17 protein-coding genes are annotated in these 17523 nt (G+C 58.7%); 11 read left to right on the forward strand and 6 right to left on the reverse strand.

The window, feature by feature from the left end:
* The first annotated feature begins 4 nt into the window (after positions 1-4).
* The 7 genes from mmsB to AC1DCP_RS18835 all read left to right on the forward strand — a co-directional run bounded on the left by mmsB (position 5) and on the right by AC1DCP_RS18835 (position 7975).
* The gene (gene mmsB / locus AC1DCP_RS18805; protein ID WP_025595203.1) at positions 5-889 is read left to right on the forward strand and encodes a 3-hydroxyisobutyrate dehydrogenase; all 885 of its coding nucleotides are present in this window, start codon (positions 5-7) and stop codon (positions 887-889) included.
* A complete protein-coding gene (locus tag AC1DCP_RS18810; protein WP_035199957.1) occupies positions 886-2841 on the forward strand; it encodes an acetoacetate--CoA ligase in 1956 nt (651 codons plus the stop codon). The genes mmsB and AC1DCP_RS18810 overlap by 4 nt, the downstream gene beginning before the upstream one ends.
* A 4-nt stretch (positions 2842-2845) precedes the next feature.
* Positions 2846-3631, forward strand: a complete 786-nt coding sequence (locus AC1DCP_RS18815; RefSeq protein WP_025595201.1) for a 3-hydroxybutyrate dehydrogenase — start codon at positions 2846-2848, stop codon at positions 3629-3631.
* Positions 3632-3748: 117 nt separating this feature from the next.
* Complete coding sequence (locus tag AC1DCP_RS18820; RefSeq protein WP_050923926.1) at positions 3749-4792, forward strand: helix-turn-helix domain-containing protein; 1044 nt, start codon at positions 3749-3751, stop codon at positions 4790-4792.
* 152 nt (positions 4793-4944) lie between these two features.
* Positions 4945-5232 (forward strand): hypothetical protein, encoded by a 288-nt coding sequence (locus AC1DCP_RS18825; RefSeq protein WP_233283685.1) that lies wholly within the window; start codon positions 4945-4947, stop codon positions 5230-5232.
* Between the two features lie 71 nt (positions 5233-5303).
* Complete coding sequence (locus tag AC1DCP_RS18830) at positions 5304-5534, forward strand: hypothetical protein (protein ID WP_004431981.1); 231 nt, start codon at positions 5304-5306, stop codon at positions 5532-5534.
* A gap of 104 nt (positions 5535-5638) precedes the next feature.
* Positions 5639-7975, forward strand: a complete 2337-nt coding sequence (locus tag AC1DCP_RS18835; RefSeq protein ID WP_476774563.1) for a glucose/quinate/shikimate family membrane-bound PQQ-dependent dehydrogenase — start codon at positions 5639-5641, stop codon at positions 7973-7975.
* 80 nt (positions 7976-8055) lie between these two features.
* Here AC1DCP_RS18835 and AC1DCP_RS18840 read toward each other — a convergent pair whose 3' ends face one another.
* The 4 genes from AC1DCP_RS18840 to AC1DCP_RS18855 all read right to left on the reverse strand — a co-directional run bounded on the left by AC1DCP_RS18840 (position 8056) and on the right by AC1DCP_RS18855 (position 10884).
* Positions 8056-8556 (reverse strand): YciE/YciF ferroxidase family protein, encoded by a 501-nt coding sequence (locus AC1DCP_RS18840; RefSeq protein ID WP_004431986.1) that lies wholly within the window; start codon positions 8554-8556, stop codon positions 8056-8058.
* A 149-nt stretch (positions 8557-8705) separates the two neighbouring features.
* Positions 8706-9932 (reverse strand): NAD(P)/FAD-dependent oxidoreductase, encoded by a 1227-nt coding sequence (locus AC1DCP_RS18845; protein WP_113473297.1) that lies wholly within the window; start codon positions 9930-9932, stop codon positions 8706-8708.
* 146 nt (positions 9933-10078) lie between these two features.
* Positions 10079-10639 carry a type 1 glutamine amidotransferase domain-containing protein gene (locus tag AC1DCP_RS18850; RefSeq protein WP_004431989.1) on the reverse strand — a complete coding sequence of 187 codons (561 nt, stop codon included), beginning with the start codon at positions 10637-10639 and terminating at the stop codon, positions 10079-10081.
* Positions 10640-10656: 17 nt separating this feature from the next.
* Entirely contained in the window at positions 10657-10884 is a 228-nt protein-coding gene (locus AC1DCP_RS18855; protein WP_004431991.1) for a hypothetical protein, read from the reverse strand.
* Positions 10885-10928: 44 nt separating this feature from the next.
* Here AC1DCP_RS18855 and AC1DCP_RS18860 point away from each other — a divergent pair, with 44 nt between their 5' ends.
* From AC1DCP_RS18860 to AC1DCP_RS18875, 4 genes are read left to right on the forward strand one after another with little or no spacing between them, the layout of a single operon-like run.
* Complete coding sequence (locus tag AC1DCP_RS18860; protein ID WP_075807788.1) at positions 10929-11192, forward strand: hypothetical protein; 264 nt, start codon at positions 10929-10931, stop codon at positions 11190-11192.
* Positions 11173-12003: an N-formylglutamate amidohydrolase gene (locus tag AC1DCP_RS18865; protein ID WP_004432005.1), complete on the forward strand. Its 831-nt coding sequence runs from the start codon at positions 11173-11175 to the stop codon at positions 12001-12003. The genes AC1DCP_RS18860 and AC1DCP_RS18865 overlap by 20 nt, the downstream gene beginning before the upstream one ends.
* Positions 12000-13877, forward strand: a complete 1878-nt coding sequence (locus AC1DCP_RS18870) for a flavohemoglobin expression-modulating QEGLA motif protein (RefSeq protein ID WP_476774564.1) — start codon at positions 12000-12002, stop codon at positions 13875-13877. The genes AC1DCP_RS18865 and AC1DCP_RS18870 overlap by 4 nt, the downstream gene beginning before the upstream one ends.
* Before the next feature lie 17 nt (positions 13878-13894).
* A complete protein-coding gene (locus AC1DCP_RS18875) occupies positions 13895-14941 on the forward strand; it encodes a glutathione synthase (RefSeq protein ID WP_004432010.1) in 1047 nt (348 codons plus the stop codon).
* Between the two features lies 1 nt (position 14942).
* On the opposite strand, the gene AC1DCP_RS18880 is transcribed toward AC1DCP_RS18875, so the two are convergent.
* Together AC1DCP_RS18880 and AC1DCP_RS18885 are read right to left on the reverse strand one after the other, a co-directional pair.
* Positions 14943-15965, reverse strand: coding sequence for an NAD-dependent epimerase (locus tag AC1DCP_RS18880; protein ID WP_013762120.1), 1023 nt, complete (start codon positions 15963-15965; stop codon positions 14943-14945).
* Between the two features lie 86 nt (positions 15966-16051).
* Positions 16052-17383 (reverse strand): UDP-glucose dehydrogenase family protein, encoded by a 1332-nt coding sequence (locus AC1DCP_RS18885; RefSeq protein ID WP_476774565.1) that lies wholly within the window; start codon positions 17381-17383, stop codon positions 16052-16054.
* Positions 17384-17523: the final 140 nt, after the last annotated feature.

Genomic DNA, 17523 nt, shown 5'->3' on the forward strand with positions numbered 1-17523 from the left:
TCCCATGAAGACCGTCGCTTTTATCGGACTTGGCCATATGGGCCTGCCGATGGCCGCCAATCTCGTCAAGGCCGGTTATGCCGTCAGGGGTTTCGACCTTTCCGAGGCATGCCGCGCGGCGGCGAGGGAGGCCGGAATTCCCGTCGCTTTTGATTCTGCAGAAGCCATTGATGCGGCAGAAGTGATCGTAACCATGCTGCCGAAGGGGGAACATGTTGTTTCGGTATATGGCGATCTGGTGCAGAAAATAGCTGCCGGAACGCTTCTCATCGATTGCTCGACGGTGGATATGGACAGCGCCCTGAAGGCACACGAGCTTGCCGCTTCCGCCGGTTGCCCCTCCGTCGACGCGCCTGTATCTGGCGGTACGGGCGGTGCCAGTGCCGGCACCTTGACCTTCATGTGTGGCGGAGAGGCTGAGGCTTTCTCGGCGGCCAAGCCGGTGCTGGAAGCCATGGGCAAGAAGATCGTCCATTGCGGCAAGGGCGGCAACGGCCAGGCGGCCAAGATCTGTAACAACATGATCCTCGGCATTTCCATGATTGCGGTTTCCGAGGCCTTCGTGCTGGGCGAAAAACTCGGCCTTTCGCATCAGGCGCTGTTCGATGTCGCCTCCACCTCATCGGGTCAATGCTGGTCGCTCACCACCTATTGCCCGGTGCCGGGACCAGTGCGGACATCACCGGCGAACAATGATTATCAACCGGGTTTCGCTGCGGCGCTGATGCTGAAGGATTTGCTACTCTCGCAGGCGGCCGCGAGTGGAGCCGGCGTTGCCACTCCACTCGGCGCCGCAGCATCGACGCTTTATGAGAACTTCGTGGGTGAGGGCGGTGGCGCGCGTGATTTTTCCGCAATCGTCGAAATGCTACGCGGAGGCGAGGCATGATGGACGCCACGCCGTCGGATATTCTGTGGGTACCGCCAATGGAAAGGCTGGAGCACTCGGCGCTTTTTGCCTTTGCCACAAGGACCTCATCGCTGCATGGGCTTTCGGCTGATGATTATTCCGGCCTGCTGCGCTGGTCCATTGAGGCACCGGATGCCTTTTACAATGCCCTGTGGGACGAGCTGGGGATCATCGGCACGCGCGGCGAAAGGGCCTTCAAGCCTGGCGCGACCATGCGGGAAGCCGAGTTTTATCCCGGCGCGAGGCTCAATTATGCCGAAAACCTGCTGCGCGATGCCGATAAACGGTTGGCGATCATCGCCCATCGAGATGATGGCACGCGGCGTGAAATCAGCCGCAGGCAGCTTTATGCGGATGTCTCCCTCATGGTGCAGGCGCTTGTCCACGCAGGCGTGAAGGAAGGCGATCGTATCGGCGCTATCGTCACCCACGATATCGAGGCGATCGTCGGTTATCTGGCAACGAGCGCCATCGGAGCCATCTGGTCGTCCTGTTCACCGGATTTCGGCCCGGCGGGAGCGTCCGACCGGCTCTCGCAGATCGATCCGAAAATCCTCATCGCCGTGCCGGAATACGGTTATGCCGGCAAGCGGATCGATGTCGGACCGACCATCCGCGCGGTGGTGGAAAGCGCTGCACCTCAAAAGATAGTGCTGATTGGTGACGTTGTTCCCGCCAGCCTTTCCGATCTCGGCTGCGTGACGTTGAATGATTTCGTTTCGCCCTTTGAGCCGGGTGAAATCGCGTTCAACCGGCTGCCGGTCAAGGCGCCGCTGGCGATCCTTTATTCCTCCGGCACCACCGGCAAGCCGAAATGCATCACCCATTCCGGCGGTGGCCTGCTTCTTCAGCATATGAAGGAGCAGAAGCTGCAATGCGATATCAGGCAAGGCGAACGTTTCTTCTATTTCACCACCTGCGGCTGGATGATGTGGAACTGGCAGGTGTCCGGCCTGGCGCTTGGCGCCACCCTCGTCACCTATGATGGCAATCCGGGTTATCCGTCGCCCGCGCGGCTGATCGATCTCATTGACGCCGAACGGATCGCGACCTTCGGAACATCGGCCAAATTTATCGACGCATGCCTGAAGGCAGGGTTGAAACCGCGCGAAACCCATGACCTTTCATCCCTTCGGACAATCCTTTCCACCGGCTCGCCGCTCATCCCGCAATCCTTCGATTATATCTATCGCGACTGGAAGGCCGATCTGCATCTCGCCTCCATTTCCGGCGGCACGGATATATGCGCCTGTTTCCTTGGCGGCAATCCGCTGCAACCTGTTCACCGTGGGGAGCTGCAGGGCGCGATGCTCGGTATGGATGTCGATACCCTGGACGACGAAGGCCATCCCGTTCGCGGCGTGGCTGGTGAGCTCGTCTGCCGCAATGCCCATCTTTCCATGCCGGTCAAATTCTGGGGCGATGAGGACGGTTCTCGTTATCAGGCTGCCTATTTCGATCGCTTCCCGGGCATCTGGGCGCATGGCGATTTTGCCGAAATGCGTGCCACCGGCGGATATGTCATCCACGGGCGCTCGGATACGACGCTCAATCCCGGTGGGGTTCGCATCGGTACGGCGGAAATCTACCGTCAGGTGGAAGCAGTGCCGGAGGTCGAGGAAGCGATTGCCGTGGGTCAGGACATTGACGGTGACCAGCGGGTTATCCTCTTCGTGCGCCTTAAAGAGGGTGCAGCGCTGACGGAGGACCTCGAAAAGACCATCCGTACCCGCATCCGCTCGGGTGCTACGCCACGGCATGTTCCGGCAAGGATCATTGCCGTCACGGCCATTCCCCGTACGCGCTCGGGCAAGATTTCCGAAATCGCAGTTCGCGACACCATTCATGGCAGGCCGGTGAAAAACACCGACGCGCTCGCCAATCCCGAAGCGCTCGAGCTTTTCCGCAACCTGCCGCAACTGAAGGATTAGGATGATGGAGGATCAACCGAAAACCGTTCTGGTCACCGGCTCCACCAGCGGCATTGGCCTTGCCATCGCCAAACGTTTTGCCGAGGCGGGATTTCTCGTCGCCGTCCACGGCATAGAAACCGTGGAGGCGGCGACGCAGGCACTGGAGGCGGTTGCGAAGGTGGCGCGGCACCGGCCGGTCTATTTTTCTGCCAACCTCGCCAATTATGACGAGAGTGCACATCTGCCGGAAACCGTCATTGCCGAATTCGGTCACATTGACGTGCTCGTCAACAATGCCGGTATTCAGAAGGTCGCGCCGATCGACGAATTCGATTTCGCCGATTTCTCCCATATTGTCGCGATCTCCCTCGACAGCGCTTTTCATACGATCCGTGCAGCCCTGCCGGGCATGAAGGAAAGGGGTTGGGGGCGCATCGTCAATATTGCTTCCGCGCACGGGTTGCGCGCCTCACCCTTCAAGGGTCCCTATGTGGCGACGAAACATGCCGTGGTGGGCCTGACGAAAAGCGTGGCGCTGGAAGTGGCCGAACTTGGCATTACCTGCAACGCCATCTGCCCCGGTTACGTCTGGACGCCACTCGTCGCGGCGCAGGTTGCCGATCAGGCGCGCCTGCATGGCATGGGCGAGGATGAGGTGGTGAAGAAGGTGATGCTTGCGCCGCAGCCGACGCGACGTTTCGTGCAGCCGGAGGAAGTGGCGGAGATGGCGCTTTACCTCACCGGCGATATGGCGCGCTCCATCACCGGCACCACCATTTCCATCGATGGCGGCTGGACCGCTAAATAATTTTCGCGCATCCGGCTCAAGCGAACCATCTGCCGTCCTTCCGGTATTGTGAGGCGATTTCAATACTGTATAGTTTTGCGTGCGGCGGGGTCAGCGCCGTTTTCACGGAACAGCGGTATTATGAACACAGGGTTTTCGGAAGCTCCGTTAGCGCGCTCGCGTTTCGATACACGCCATGTGCCGAAGCGCGACGCCATGGCGCTGTGGCGGGATTCGATCAACGTGCTTTTTGATGCCCGCCTGCGCAGATCGCAGGATGACGGGTTTTTTGCCAGTGTCGATGCAGCCTTCATCGGCAATGTCGCGCTTGGCCGCACCCAGTCCTCGGCGCAGGATTTCGACCGCTCGCGCCACAAGATTGCCCGGGACGGGATGGACGGCTTTCTCCTGCAATTTTACGCCAGCGGCCAAAGCATGTCGCGGCGCGGAGCGGGCGAGACTGCCGGCCCGGGCGATCTCTACATCATTGACATGGCGCAGCCGCTGGCCACAGCCACAACCGATCACGATCATCTGAGCCTTGTCGTGCCGCGCCGGCTGCTGGAAGGCAGGCTCATCGGTTCCGGCAATAATCACGAGCGCGTGCTGCCGGCCGGTTTGCCGCTGGTATCTCTGCTGCGGGAAACGATGACCAGCGTTTACCGCCACTTTGACGTCATGAACGCCAATGACGGCGCGGCCACCGTCTCGCCATTGCTGGAGCTTGCCGCGGCTGCCATCAATAATCATGTCCGGGAAGACAATGCGCAGGGTGTTCAGCGGGCGCTGCGAGCATCCATCAGGCGCTATATCGACAATCATCTGCTCGATCCGGCCTTGTCGGTGGAAAAGGTCATGGGCGAGTTCGGCGTATCGCGACGCACCGTCTACCGGCTTTTCGAACCGCTGGGCGGGTTTTCGGCCTGTATCACCCATAGGCGCCTCGAACGGGCAATGGATTTCCTGCGGGCGCCGCAGTCGGCCCATATGACGATAGCTGAGGTGGCGGCGTCCTATGGCTTCACCAACCCGGAAAATTTCAGCCGCGTTTTCAAGAAGACCTTCGGCCTGTCGCCGCGTCAGATGCGGCATTTCGCATCCGAAAACCGCGATACCATACCGGATATTATCAAACCGGATAGCGCAGAGTGGACACGCTGGATCGTGCAGCTCGGTCGCTGACGCGATTGTTTCGAAGCCGATCTGACACTGTATGACGGAATGTTGGCACAATCCGACCATTCGTTCCGCTTGTACCTCCGCAGGGATGCGCTTGCGCGGCGGGCGTGCCACAGTACGGACGTTGTTTTTAATAGATATTTCGCCTGACAATCATGATGATACGAATTCTCAATTTTCTGGAGATGCTGCCCGTATGGCGGGTGCGTCGCCGCGACACGACGAGATACCTCGAAGCCGCCGGCGACCAATGCGACTTTGAAACGGCGGGACCACCGCTGTGGCTGTCGATTTCTGAAAACCCGCCGGAAATCCAGTGCGAAACCGAAGACGTCAATCGCCGGCCACCATTCTCGTGGCTGGGGATTGGGCAAAGTTTCAGTGCGGTCGATGAGTTCGACGGTGCCGGTTGCGATAGACTTGCGGTCGCAGAGTACGGCTAAGCTGATTTTGCTGTCTGGAACAAACTGTGTCCCTGTGAATTAAATCACCAGGGTTACAGGGAGTGAGAGACATGGCCAGAGAAAATACCAGCTATCTTGGCGGTCGGCATGATCCGAAAAATGAAACCGCAACGCGGGCGCGGCAAGGGGTAAAAGGACGTCCGGTTCTTGTCATCCTGGTAGTCAGTCTGCTTCTCGCGCTGGTGGTCTGGACGGTCGTCGAATATGCGGTTTTCGAACCCGACGAGAACCGGCCGCAAAACGCTCAGACGGAGACTGCGCCGGCGCCACAAAACCCATAACCATCATGCCGTGAAATTTTTCACGGTGAATGTTGAGTTTGTATGGAACCAGATTGCCCCCAATTCCATTTCACGCAAAGTGACAGGAATCGGGGGTTTCATTCATGGCAGTCACCGTTACTGCGGTTATTCTATCGCTGATCGGCCTTGCGCTGTTCGGTTTTGGCTCTCAGCTCGTCATGTTGGGCGGGAGCTTCTATTACGTCCTTTCCGGTATGGCCTTCCTGTTGACAGCCATTCTGCTGTTCAAGCGTAACCGGGCAGCTCTCCACGTCTATGCCGTCTTCATTGTCGCGACACTCGCCTGGGCCCTCTGGGAAGTGGGTTTCGACTGGTGGCAACTTGGGCCGCGGGGTGGCTTCGTCATTCTTATCGGCCTGTGGTTGTTGGTGCCCTGGGTCAGGAAGCCTCTCGGTTTTTCAAGCCCGACAGGGCTGAATTACGGCCCGAACGCCTGGCCACTCGCGCTCTCCGTTCTCGCCTCCATTGTGGTGGCGGGATATTCGATGGCGCAGGATCCGCATGACCAGGCAGGGTCCTTGTCTGAGGAGAAGGTGGCGTCAGCTCCGATCTATGGCGGCGACGTGCCGGATGGCGATTGGCATCAATACGGCCGCACGCCTTATGGCCAGCGCTATTCGCCGCTGACGCAGGTCAATGTCGATAATGTTTCGCAGCTGAAGGAAGCGTGGCGGTACCAGACCGGCGACGTGAAGCTACCGGATGATGTGGGTGAAACCACCTATCAGGTAACGCCGCTCAAGATCGGCAATACGCTTTATATCTGCACGCCGCACAATTGGGCGATCGCCATTGATGCCGCCACCGGCAAGGAAAAATGGAAATACGACCCCAATGTCGGTCTTAACCCGGACCGCCAGCACCAGACGTGCCGCGGTGTTTCCTATTATGCCGAACCCAATGCCGCACAGGGCACCGCCTGCGCCCAGCGCGTTTACCTGCCGACCTCGGATGCGCGGCTGATTGCGCTTGATGCAGCGACCGGTCAGATTTGCACATCCTTTGCGGATCAGGGCGTGCTGCATCTGGAACAGGGCATGAAATACAATCCTGCCGGTTATTATTATTCGACCTCGCCGCCCGTGATCGCGGCGGGCAAGATCATCATCGGCGGTGCGGTGAACGATAACTACTCCACGCAGGAACAGTCCGGCGTCATCCGTGCGTTCGATGTGAACAGCGGCGCACTCATCTGGAACTGGGATTCCGGCAATCCGGAAAAGACCGAGCCGATTGCCGCAGGCGAAACCTACACTACCAACTCGCCGAACAGCTGGTCCGTGTTGAGCTACGACGAGGGGCTTGGCCTCGTTTACGTACCCCTCGGCAATCAGGTGCCGGACCAGCTTGGTATGGGTCGCAGCGAGAATGTGGAGAAATATTCCTCCTCCATCGTGGCGCTCGATATCAATACCGGCAAGGATCGCTGGGTGCGCCAGACGGTTCATCACGACCTCTGGGATATGGATGTGCCGGCCCAGCCGGTGCTGCTCGACATCACCAAGAACGGTCAAAGCGTTCCTGCACTCGTCGGCCCTACAAAGCAGGGCGATATCTACGTTCTGGACCGGCGCACGGGTGAGCCGCTTCTGTCGATTACGGAAGAACCGGCACCGGGCGGTACAATCCCTGAGGACTTCAGCTCCCCGACTCAGCCAACGACGGCGCTGTCGTTCAAGCCGGAGCCGCTGAAGGAAAAGGACATGTGGGGCGTCTCCATGTTCGATCAGCTCGCCTGCCGCATCCGCTTCCATCAGCTGAACTATCAGGGCCGCTATACGCCGCCCTCGCTGAACGGCTCCATCATCTATCCCGGCAATTTTGGCACGTTCAACTGGGGCAGCGTCGCGGTCGATCCCGAACGTCAGGTCATGTTCGGCATGCCGACATACCTTGCCTTTACCTCGCAGCTCGTGCCGCGCGCCGACATCCCGCCGAAGGGCCAGGACGAGAAGGGCAGTGAGCAGGGGCTGAACCGCAATGACGGTGCGCCCTATGGCGTCTTCATGGGACCGTTCCTCGGTCCGCTGAAAATCCCCTGCCAGGCACCGCCGTGGGGTTATGTCGCTGGTGCCGACCTGCGCACCGGCGATATCGCCTACAAGCACAAGAACGGCACGGTCCATGACATGACGCCGCTGCCGTTGCCCTTCAAGGTGGGCGTACCGGGCATTGGCGGGCCGATGATTACCAAGGGTGGCGTGGCCTTCCTCGGTGCTGCCGTCGACAACTATCTGCGCGCCTACAACCTCACCACCGGCAAACAGCTCTGGGAAGCACGTCTGCCGGCTGGCGGGCAGGCAACGCCCATGACCTATGCGCTGGATGGCGGCAAGCAATATGTTGTGATGGTTGCGGGTGGTCACGGCTCGGTTGGAACCAAGCCGGGCGACTATGTGATCGCCTATACCCTGCCGTAAAACGAGGCGGATTCAATCAAACAAAAAAAACCGGAATGGGTGACCATTCCGGTTTTTGCTTGTGCAGTTGGAAAAGGCGATCAGGCCGCCTTTTTCTGTGCTGCGGCATTGATCGATGTCTTGGCAAGCGCGCTCAGCGCATCGTCCGTCTTGGACTCTTCCTTCAGCGTCGCATCCAGCAGGGTAACGGCATTGGCATGACCAAGCTTTTCGGCCCATGCCTTCAGGGTGCCATAACGGGCGATTTCGTAATGTTCGACCGCCTGGGCTGAGGAAATGAGACCGGCATCGAGAGCTGCGGTGCCCTTGAAATCGTCCATAATCTCTTCGCCCTCGGCAATGATGCCCTGGATGGCCTCGCAGGTCTTACCCTGCGCCCGCTTGCCGATGATCTCGAACACTTCCTGCAGGCGTTCGATCTGGCCCTGCGTTTCTTCTTTGTGCTTTTCGAAGGCCTGTTTCAGCTTCGGGTCTGTCGCTGCCCGCGCCATTTTCGGCAGAGCTTTCAGGATCTGCCTTTCGGCGTAATAGATATCCTTCAGCGTATCGTAAAACAGGTCGTCGAGTTTTTTCTCGGCCATTGGTTCTTCTCCCATGGTGTGAAAGTGCGTGATGTACGCCATTGCGCACGGGAGACAAACCTTTCGGAGCCCCTATGGTTCCGGCTCTGTTGCGCGCAACGTTTTATATTCCAGCAGACGCTCCGCCGCATATAGGATGACAAGCGGCATCAGTCGAAACGGAAGAGATCGGCGTCGGGGTCCTTGCCACCATTAACGGCAGCGGCGACTATCTCGGCGGCGATCTGGCTGAAGGTGATGCCGTTGCCGCCAAAGCCCATGACGGCATAAACGTTCTTCATGCCGGGAACCGCGCCGATCAGCGGCAGGCCCGTGGTGGTCGTGCCGAAGCCGGCCGCCCAGCGATATTCGGGTTCGCCGATGTCGACGCCAAGAAGCTTTTCGATCTTGCGTTTGATTGCATCCGCCTTGGAGGCAAGCTTGCTCTCAGACAGGTAGGATGTGGAGTTCTCTTCATCCTCACCACCGGCAATAAGGCGCCCGTCCCGGTCGGTGCGCAGGTAGAGATAGGGATCTGAAGCCTCCCAGAGGATGTGGCTATTCAGCCAGTCCGGCAGATCGATACCCTTCGCACTCGCCAGCGCCCAGGTGGAGATGATCTGGTGTTTCGGGCTTTCGAGCGATTTCAGGAATTCGTATCCGGTGCAGAAAACGATATTGCGCGCGGAAATGATTTTGCCCTGTGCTGTGGCGACGACCACCTCGTCACCGAGATTTCGAAGATCGGTGATTTCAAGTTGTGAAACGATCTCAGCGCCGGCGCCCGCTGTGTGGCGCAACAGGCCTGCCGTCAGCTGCGCCGGATTGGCGGAAGCGGAGATATCGCTGAGGATCGCCCCTGTCCGCTCAATCGCATAGTCGTTTTTAAGTTCTGCGGTGTCGAGAAAGCGGGCCTCGATCCCGGCCTCTTCGCGCGCTGCCGCTTCGGCCTTCAATGCACGCAAACCCATCTCGTCTCCGGCAAGATAAAGCGCCTGTTTGCGCGCCATGCTGCAGGAAATGCCAAGCGAAGAAACGATTTCCTCCAGCCGCAGCACGGCGCGCGCGGAGCGCTGCCACGCCCGATCAGCAGCATCCTTGCCGATCATCTTTCTGAGCTCGATCAGGGGTGTGTCGATCTCGTGCTGTATCATCGCAGTGCTGGCGACACTGCTGCCCATCACCGGATCACGCCGGTCGACGATCAGCATGGATTGCCCCGGTCTCTGCAACGCATGGGCGGCAAGCGCGCCGCTGATGCCGGCGCCGACGACGATCGTATCGTAATGGTCGGAACTCGGGGTGTTTCTGGTGCGGAGGCCTATGCGTGGCGTGTCGGCCCAAAGGGGTTTCGATTCCCTGAGGTCGCGTTCCTTCGTCAGTTCCGATGTGGGCATGGAGTTTTCCTGAAAGGTGCAGGGCATTTACGGTGGAAACGCCTGGCGGGTTACGTCTGGAAAATGCGAACAAACAAAGACAGAGAGCGCATCCGGCCATTTTGGATAGGCCGGATGCGCTCTGGTTTTTTTCCGCTTTACGGCCCTTAGGCAGCGCGGCGCTCGTGGTTGCCTTCTTCGACCTCCTCGATGATTTTGGCGACGAAGGCGTCCAGATCATCGGGGCTGCGAGACGTGATGATGCCCTTATCGGTCACAACCTTTTCGTCCTTCCAGTTGGCGCCGGCATTTTTCAGGTCGGTTTTGATCGACCAATAGGAGGTCGCGTCACGACCGCGCAGGGCATCTGCTTCAACCAGAAGCCAAGGGGCATGGCAGATGGCAGCCACGACCTTGCCGGATTTGACGAAATCTCGCACCACGCGCATTGCATCCTCGTCATGACGCAATACGTCCGGATTGATCTGGCCGCCGGGCAGGACGAGTGCATTGAAATCATTGGCGCTGACGTTCTTCGCGGACATATCGACGGCGATGCTGTCGCCCCAGTTCTTTTCGTCCCAGCTCTTGATCTCACCATCCTTGATCGAGGCGATCTTGACGTCCGCGCCCTTGGCCTTCAGCTGATCATATGGCACGCGCAGTTCCGAACGCTCATAGCCGTCCGTTGCGAGAATGACGATTTTTGCAGTGTTGATGGCAGTCATGTCTGTTTCCTTCCTGTTTATCTGTTTTCGTCTTTGTCCGAATTCACGGAGGGCAGAAAAAACTCCACATCCTCACGGCGCTCCGGATCGAGCTTTTCGATATTCGTTTGCCAGAAGGTCTCGGCTTCTGCCGGTTCGTCTTCCCATTGGCGCACGAAGGTCTTGTTGTCGTCGATCATGACCTGACGGGTGCCGCCGAGCCGCAGATATTCTTCTGCAAGTTTACGCGTTTCGGTCTTTTCCATGTCGCGGTTCCTTGTGCGTGGAAAGCGGGGACGGAGGGCGCCGGATGGGTAAGAAGCTCGGCTGCCATTTCGTTGGCCACCGGGAGAAAACGGAAAAATCCCGATGTTCTTCAGCGCCATCGTGTCCGTTTGACACGGCGGCCCTCCTGCCAGAACAACGTGAGCTTTCCGGTATGGTTCCGCATTTTTTCAGGCGGATTCTTGCCAAGGACAAATGTATCGCGCGCAATTTTTATCGGAACAAACCGGCAAGTCGTGCTGTTTTAGCCCAGATGCAGGGGAGGCAGCATGACAGCCAGACACAGTGACGGCGAGTGCCGCGGCAACGACGAAAACAAGGGTTTCTGGTCGATCGACTTCGGCAATTCACCGATCATCGGCACGGCCATTCATGATGGTCATCTCATTCGCCCGGACATAGCCTCGCTGATGGCTCTTTCCGCCGACCAGCGGCTGAGAGAGGAAGACCCTTTTACCGGCGAGATGATCGCGGGAATGACAAACCGCATTGTCGTTCACCATTCGCGTTTCGAAATCGATCTCAACCGGTTCGCCGATCAGGCAGTTTATCTGAAGCCGGAACAATCCTGGGGGCTGGAGGTCTGGAAACAGGAGCCGCCGGAAGAGGCCACCCGGCAATCGCTCGATTTTCATGCCGACTATTACGCAATGCTCGAAGCAGTTCTTTCAACCGTCGAGCGGCGGCATGGTGCTTTTGTCGTGCTGGACATACACAGCTACAATCATCGCCGGCAGGGCGCTACAGCGCCGCAAACGCCCCAGGCGGAAGCGCCTGATATCAATATCGGCACATTTTCCATGGATCGCAGCCGCTGGAGTGACGTCGTCAGTGCGGTGGGCCATCATTTTGCGACAGCCACCATCGGCGGACGCCGCCTTGATGTACGCGAGAACGTCGCCTTTCAGGGCAAGGGTGAGCAGACCCGGTTTATTCACGAGCGTTTTGCGCAGAACGGCTGCGCCATCGCAGTGGAGTTCAAGAAATTCTTCATGGACGAGTGGACCGGTAAGCCGGATAAGCGCGTCGTTTCCGATATTCGCGACGCTATCACCGCACTTCAGCCGGTTCTCGAAGAATGCCTGAGGGCGCGGCGATGAACGTCTCCTCGGCGCGTGGTGAACCGTTACAGGTTATCGAGCTGGTAGACGATGTCGTCGCCTGCCTTGAGGCCGGCAAAGCCGTCCGTCGTGATGTCGGAAAGAACGGCCGGCTGCATATCGACCGGCCGCTGCCGTTTCTTTGCCTGCATCTGACTGGTGGCACGAAGGACCTTGCGGCCCGCGATATCGCCTCTGCGCATGCATCTTATCTGATCGCATCGAGCATTCAGGAGGCTGCACCCCTGATTGCAGCCGTCGGCACGGCCATGCGCGAACGTTTCGGCGCCTTCATGGTTCTCGATATCGGCGAACTGGAACACGACATTCTGCTCGCTGACGATTCACCTTTCCTGCCGCATTATGAGGTTTCCGTCTCGGCAACATCTGAGCCGGAAACGCAAAGTGCACGCCGTGTTTTCATTAAGGCGGTTTGTGATGCCGAAGTGCGTTTCCGCACGCCCCGCATAACCCGGCCCGAACCGGATGCCGATCCGATCCTCAGATTTCAAAATGCCGGGCTTGATTTTCCCTGCATCAGCGTGCGTTTCGCGCCGATCTACCGACAGCCTGAATCCGGCGCCGATTATCCCGGCCTGCGCGAGACGATGATTGCGGATATTTTCGATGCCGGCCTTCAGGCCTTCTCGTCATTCGCTGCCGGTAAAGATGCACTCAAGGTTACCAGCCATCGCGCGCTCGGCCGCAAGGCCTTCGTTGATGCCGTCAGACGTGCCGATCGTTCAATAGACGACATCGTCTCGTCCTTTGATTTTCTTCTGTCCGTGACGCCGATCAATGCCCGCCGGGCCTTCGAGGAATTTCGCGACGGCAGCTTCCAATATGCGCCGCGCCTGCTTTACCGGCCGCTCGGCGTTGACGTCGAGGAGCAGAAACGCAAGCTCTATTCCGTCGTTTTCGATCATCTGGAAGACCCGGTGCTCTATCATCTCTACCGGGAGAAACAGCAGGAGATCGATCTGCAACTGACCATGCTGGCCAATCTGCATCGCCGTACTTTCACCGATTTCTCCCGCGCCCTTTACGGTGCCGTCGAACCCGCGCTTTTGACGCTGGCGCTCAAGGTGCTTGCCGATTGCCCACGCAAGGATGAGAGCGGCGAAATCGCCATGGTCGATTGTTATGCGGTCGCCAAAAAATCGCGCGAGATGATCGAGACCTATCTGGCGGAGGAGCCGGAATTCAAGGCGCGTGTCGAGATCAGGGATGACCTGCCGCCTGGCCTGATGGTGACGGGCGAGAAGCTCCTGATTTCTCGCCACACCGTCATGGAACAGCGCCGGGTCGAAGCGCTGCTGTCGCATGAGATCGGCGTGCATCTCCTCACTTATTTCAACGGTTCGTTTCAGGGCCTCCGGCTCTTCCGCACCGGCCTTTCCGGTTACGAGGGCGTGCAGGAAGGGCTGGCAGTGCTGGCGGAACATCTGGCCGGCGGCATGACGCGCGAGCGCCTGCGGCTGATCGCCGGCCGTGTCGTCGGCTGCGCCGCCATGCTGGACGGCGCGACTTTTGTTGAGACGTTCCGGACTATGACCCGCGATCATGGTTTCGACGAGGCTGGCGCCTTCAACATGGTTTTGCGCATCTATCGTGGCGGCGGTCTTTCCAAGGACGTGATCTATCTGCGTGGGCTTGCGGAGGTGCTGGAGCATCTGCGCAAGGGTGGCGCGCTCGATCCGTTCTGGATGGGCAAGATTGCCGCTGCCCATTTCCCGGTGATGCAGGAGCTTGCCTTGCGCGGCCTCTTGCGTCCGCCGGGCGTACGTCCCGCTTTTCTGCTGCCGGCCAAGGCCAATGAGCGGCTGGAAAAGATACGGGCCGGATTATCCATCGCTGAACTGGCGACATTGTAATATTACAGGAGGGGCTTATGCGTATCGCATTTTTCGTCAATTCCATCGAAACTGAGGGGCCTACTTTCGCAACCGGCCTGCTGGCCATGGCGGCGCTCAATCGCGGTCACGAGGTGGTGTATCTGACGCCTGGCGATTTTACCTTGCGCTCGGATGATAGCCTGACCGTACACGCCACCGTTCTACCGAAGGCCAAATACAAGAAAGCCGATGCTTTTCACGCTGCACTTCAGGACAAAGCACTGGAACGGCGTACCATGGATGTAGAGGAAATCGACGCGCTGATGCTGCGCAACGATCCCTCGCTGGATCAGACGACGCGGCCATGGGCGGTGCATGCCGGCATTCTGTTCGGGCGGCTGGCAGAACAGCGCGGCGTTGTGGTTTTGAACGACCCGGAAGGATTGGCGCTGGCGCAGAACAAGCTCTATTTCCAGAGCTTTCCGGAAATCGTACGCCCGACCACGATCATCTCGCGCAATGTCGATGAAATACGCGCATTTGCGGATACCCACCCTAAGGGTGTCATCGTCAAGCCGCTGCAGGGTTCAGGCGGCAAGAACGTCTTCAAGATCGGCTCCAGCAAGGAGGCCAATCTCAACCAGATTTTCGAGGCGGTCAGTCTCGAAGGTTACTTGATTGCACAGGCCTATCTGCCGGCCGCCAAGGATGGCGATATTCGGTTCTTCATGATGAATGGCAAGCCTCTGATGCGCGACGGACAATATGCGGCTTTGCGCCGCGTTCCGGCAAAAGGCGATCTGCGCTCCAACATTCACGCCAAGGGCACTGCCGAGGCCGTGAAGGTGACGGACGAGATTGTGGCGCTTGCCGAAATGATGCGGCCCAAGCTGGTGGAAGACGGTATGTTCCTGGTCGGGCTTGATATTGTCGGCGACAAGATACTGGAGGTAAACGTGTTTTCGCCCGGCGGTCTCTCCAACATTCGCGACCTCACCGATGTCGATTTCAGCGATACGATCATCGAAGCCGTGGAAACCAAGATCGCCATGCAGAGCGCCTCCGGCGGTATGCTTTCAAATCGTCTGCTGGCGACGCTTTGATTTATTCGCGCAGCTCCGTCGACTGCATGTCACGATACCAGGCGACGAGGGCCTTGATGCCCTCCTCAACCGGGGTTTGCGGCACATAGCCCGTCAAGGCCCTCAGAAGATCGGGTGAAGCGAAGGTGCGGGGAACGTCTCCCTGCTGCATCGGCAACATGTTGCGGATTGCCGGCCTGCCGACCGCCTTTTCGACCGTTTCGACAAAGTGCATCAGCTCTACCGGTTGGCCGCCGCCAATATTGACGATGCGGAAGGGTGCGTGGTGCGACAGCGTGTCGGTGACGCCTTCCTCAGTTACCCGGTTTTCCTCGGACGGAATGACCTGGCTCAGCCGGACGATACCTTCAACGAGGTCATCGATATAGGTGAAGTCGCGGCTCATATTGCCTTGGCCGTAAATATCGATCGGCTCGCCGTTCGAGATGGCGTCGACGAATTTGATTGGCGCCATGTCCGGCCGTCCCCACGGTCCGTAAACCGTGAAGAAACGGAAGGCTGTGGTGGGCAGTTTGTGGAGATGGGCGTAGCTGTGCGCCATCAATTCCATCGATTTTTTGGTGGCCGCATAAAGCGTCATCGGCTCGTCGGCCTTGTCGCTTTCCGCAAAGGGAATTTTTTCATTGGCGCCGTAGATGGAGGAAGTCGAAGCCAGCATCAGGTGTTTGACACGCAGGTTCTTGGCAAGCTCCAGCATGTTCCACGATCCGATGAGATTGGAATCGATATAGGCGCGTGGATTTTCGAGGCTGTAGCGAACACCCGCCTGAGCGGCGAGGTGAATTATGATTTCCGGTTCGGCAGCCTCTGCCGCGCGCTTCAGCGCATCCGTGTCTTCCAGCATGCCGATTTCGGCCCTGAAACCGTTGGAGCGGGAAAGGATCGCATGGCGTTTTTCTTTCAGGCTGACATCGTAATATTTCGTCATCCCGTCGAAACCGGTTACGAAATGGCCGGCATCGAGCAGCCGTTTGGCAACGTAAAAACCGATGAAGCCCGCGGTGCCGGTAACCAGATAACGCATGATGACTATATCCCACATCCGTTGGTGCGTTTGCGGCCGAACCGAAGCGCAAAAACCGTTTTAATGAAACTTCGAAGGCGAAACCGCTATTGGCCCTTGTCGGAACTGCTGTCGTGCGGGCGGCCAATGCCGGCATAAACGAAGCCGTGCCCGGTGACCTCGTCCGTGCGGTAGATATTGCGCAGATCAACCAGAACGGGGGTTTTCATGATGGCCTTCAGGCGCGGCAGATCGAGTGCGCGGAACTGGTTCCATTCCGTCACGATCACGAGGGCATCGGCGCCTTCGGCAGCCTCGTAGGGACCGCTGGCATAGTCGATACCCTCGATCACATGGCGGGCATTCACCATTCCCTCCGGATCGTAGCCGACCACCTTGGCGCCGCCGTCCTGGAGGGTCTGGATGATGGCAATTGCCGGGCTGTCGCGCATGTCGTCGGTATTGGGCTTGAAGGTCAGGCCAAGGACGGCGATCTTCTTGCCGCGCACGTCGCCACCCACCGCGTTGATGACCTTGCGGCCCATGGCGCGCTTGCGGTTGTCGTTGATGGCAATGGTGGTCTCGATCAGCCGCACAGGGGCGTCATAGTCCTGTGCGGTCTTGGCAAGCGCCAGCGTATCCTTGGGGAAACAGGAGCCGCCATAACCGGGGCCGGCATGCAGGAACTTCGCGCCGATGCGGCCATCGAGGCCGATGCCGCGCGAAATATCCTGAACATTGGCGCCGACCTTTTCGCACAGATCCGCCATTTCGTTGATAAAGGTGATCTTCATCGCCAGAAAGGCGTTGGCGGCATATTTGATCAGTTCCGAACTGCGCCTGGTGGTGAAGAGCAAAGGCGACTGGTTGAGATAAAGCGGACGGTAAACCTCCGTCATCACCGGGCGGGCGCGCTCGTCGGAAAGACCGACGACGATGCGGTCCGGTCGCTTGAAATCCTCGATGGCCGCGCCTTCCCGCAGAAATTCCGGGTTGGAAACAACGGCAAAATCGGCCGAGGGGTTTTCTTCGCGGATGATGCGTTCCACCTCGTCCCCTGTGCCGACGGGAACGGTAGACTTGGTGACGATGACGGTGAAGCCGTCAAGCGAATGGGCGATTTCTTTCGCCGCCGCATAGACATACCCGAGATCGGCGTGGCCGTCGCCGCGCCGCGAGGGCGTGCCGACCGCGATGAACACGACGTCGGCATTGGCAACCGCGGAGGAGAGGTCGGTGGTGAAGCTCAACCGGCCCGCCTTGGCGTTGTTGGCAACGATGACTTCCAGACCCGGTTCGAAGATCGGGATATGGCCGCTTTTCAGCGCTTCGATCTTCTCCGGCATCTTGTCCACGCAGATCACGTCATGGCCGAAATCGGCAAAACACGCACCGGAAACAAGGCCGACATAACCGGCACCGATCATCACTATCCGCATTCTTCTTCCTTTCGGTTCGTGAGGCGATGTTCGCGCAGCAAGCTTCAGGCGAAATCAGCGGGTGCAATCACACCACATTGTTTAGCCGCCTTCACGCTTGCCGCCAAGCGCCACGATCAACACGGGCTAACCTCTTTCCG

The organism is Agrobacterium sp. 10T429 (genome assembly GCF_056393925.1).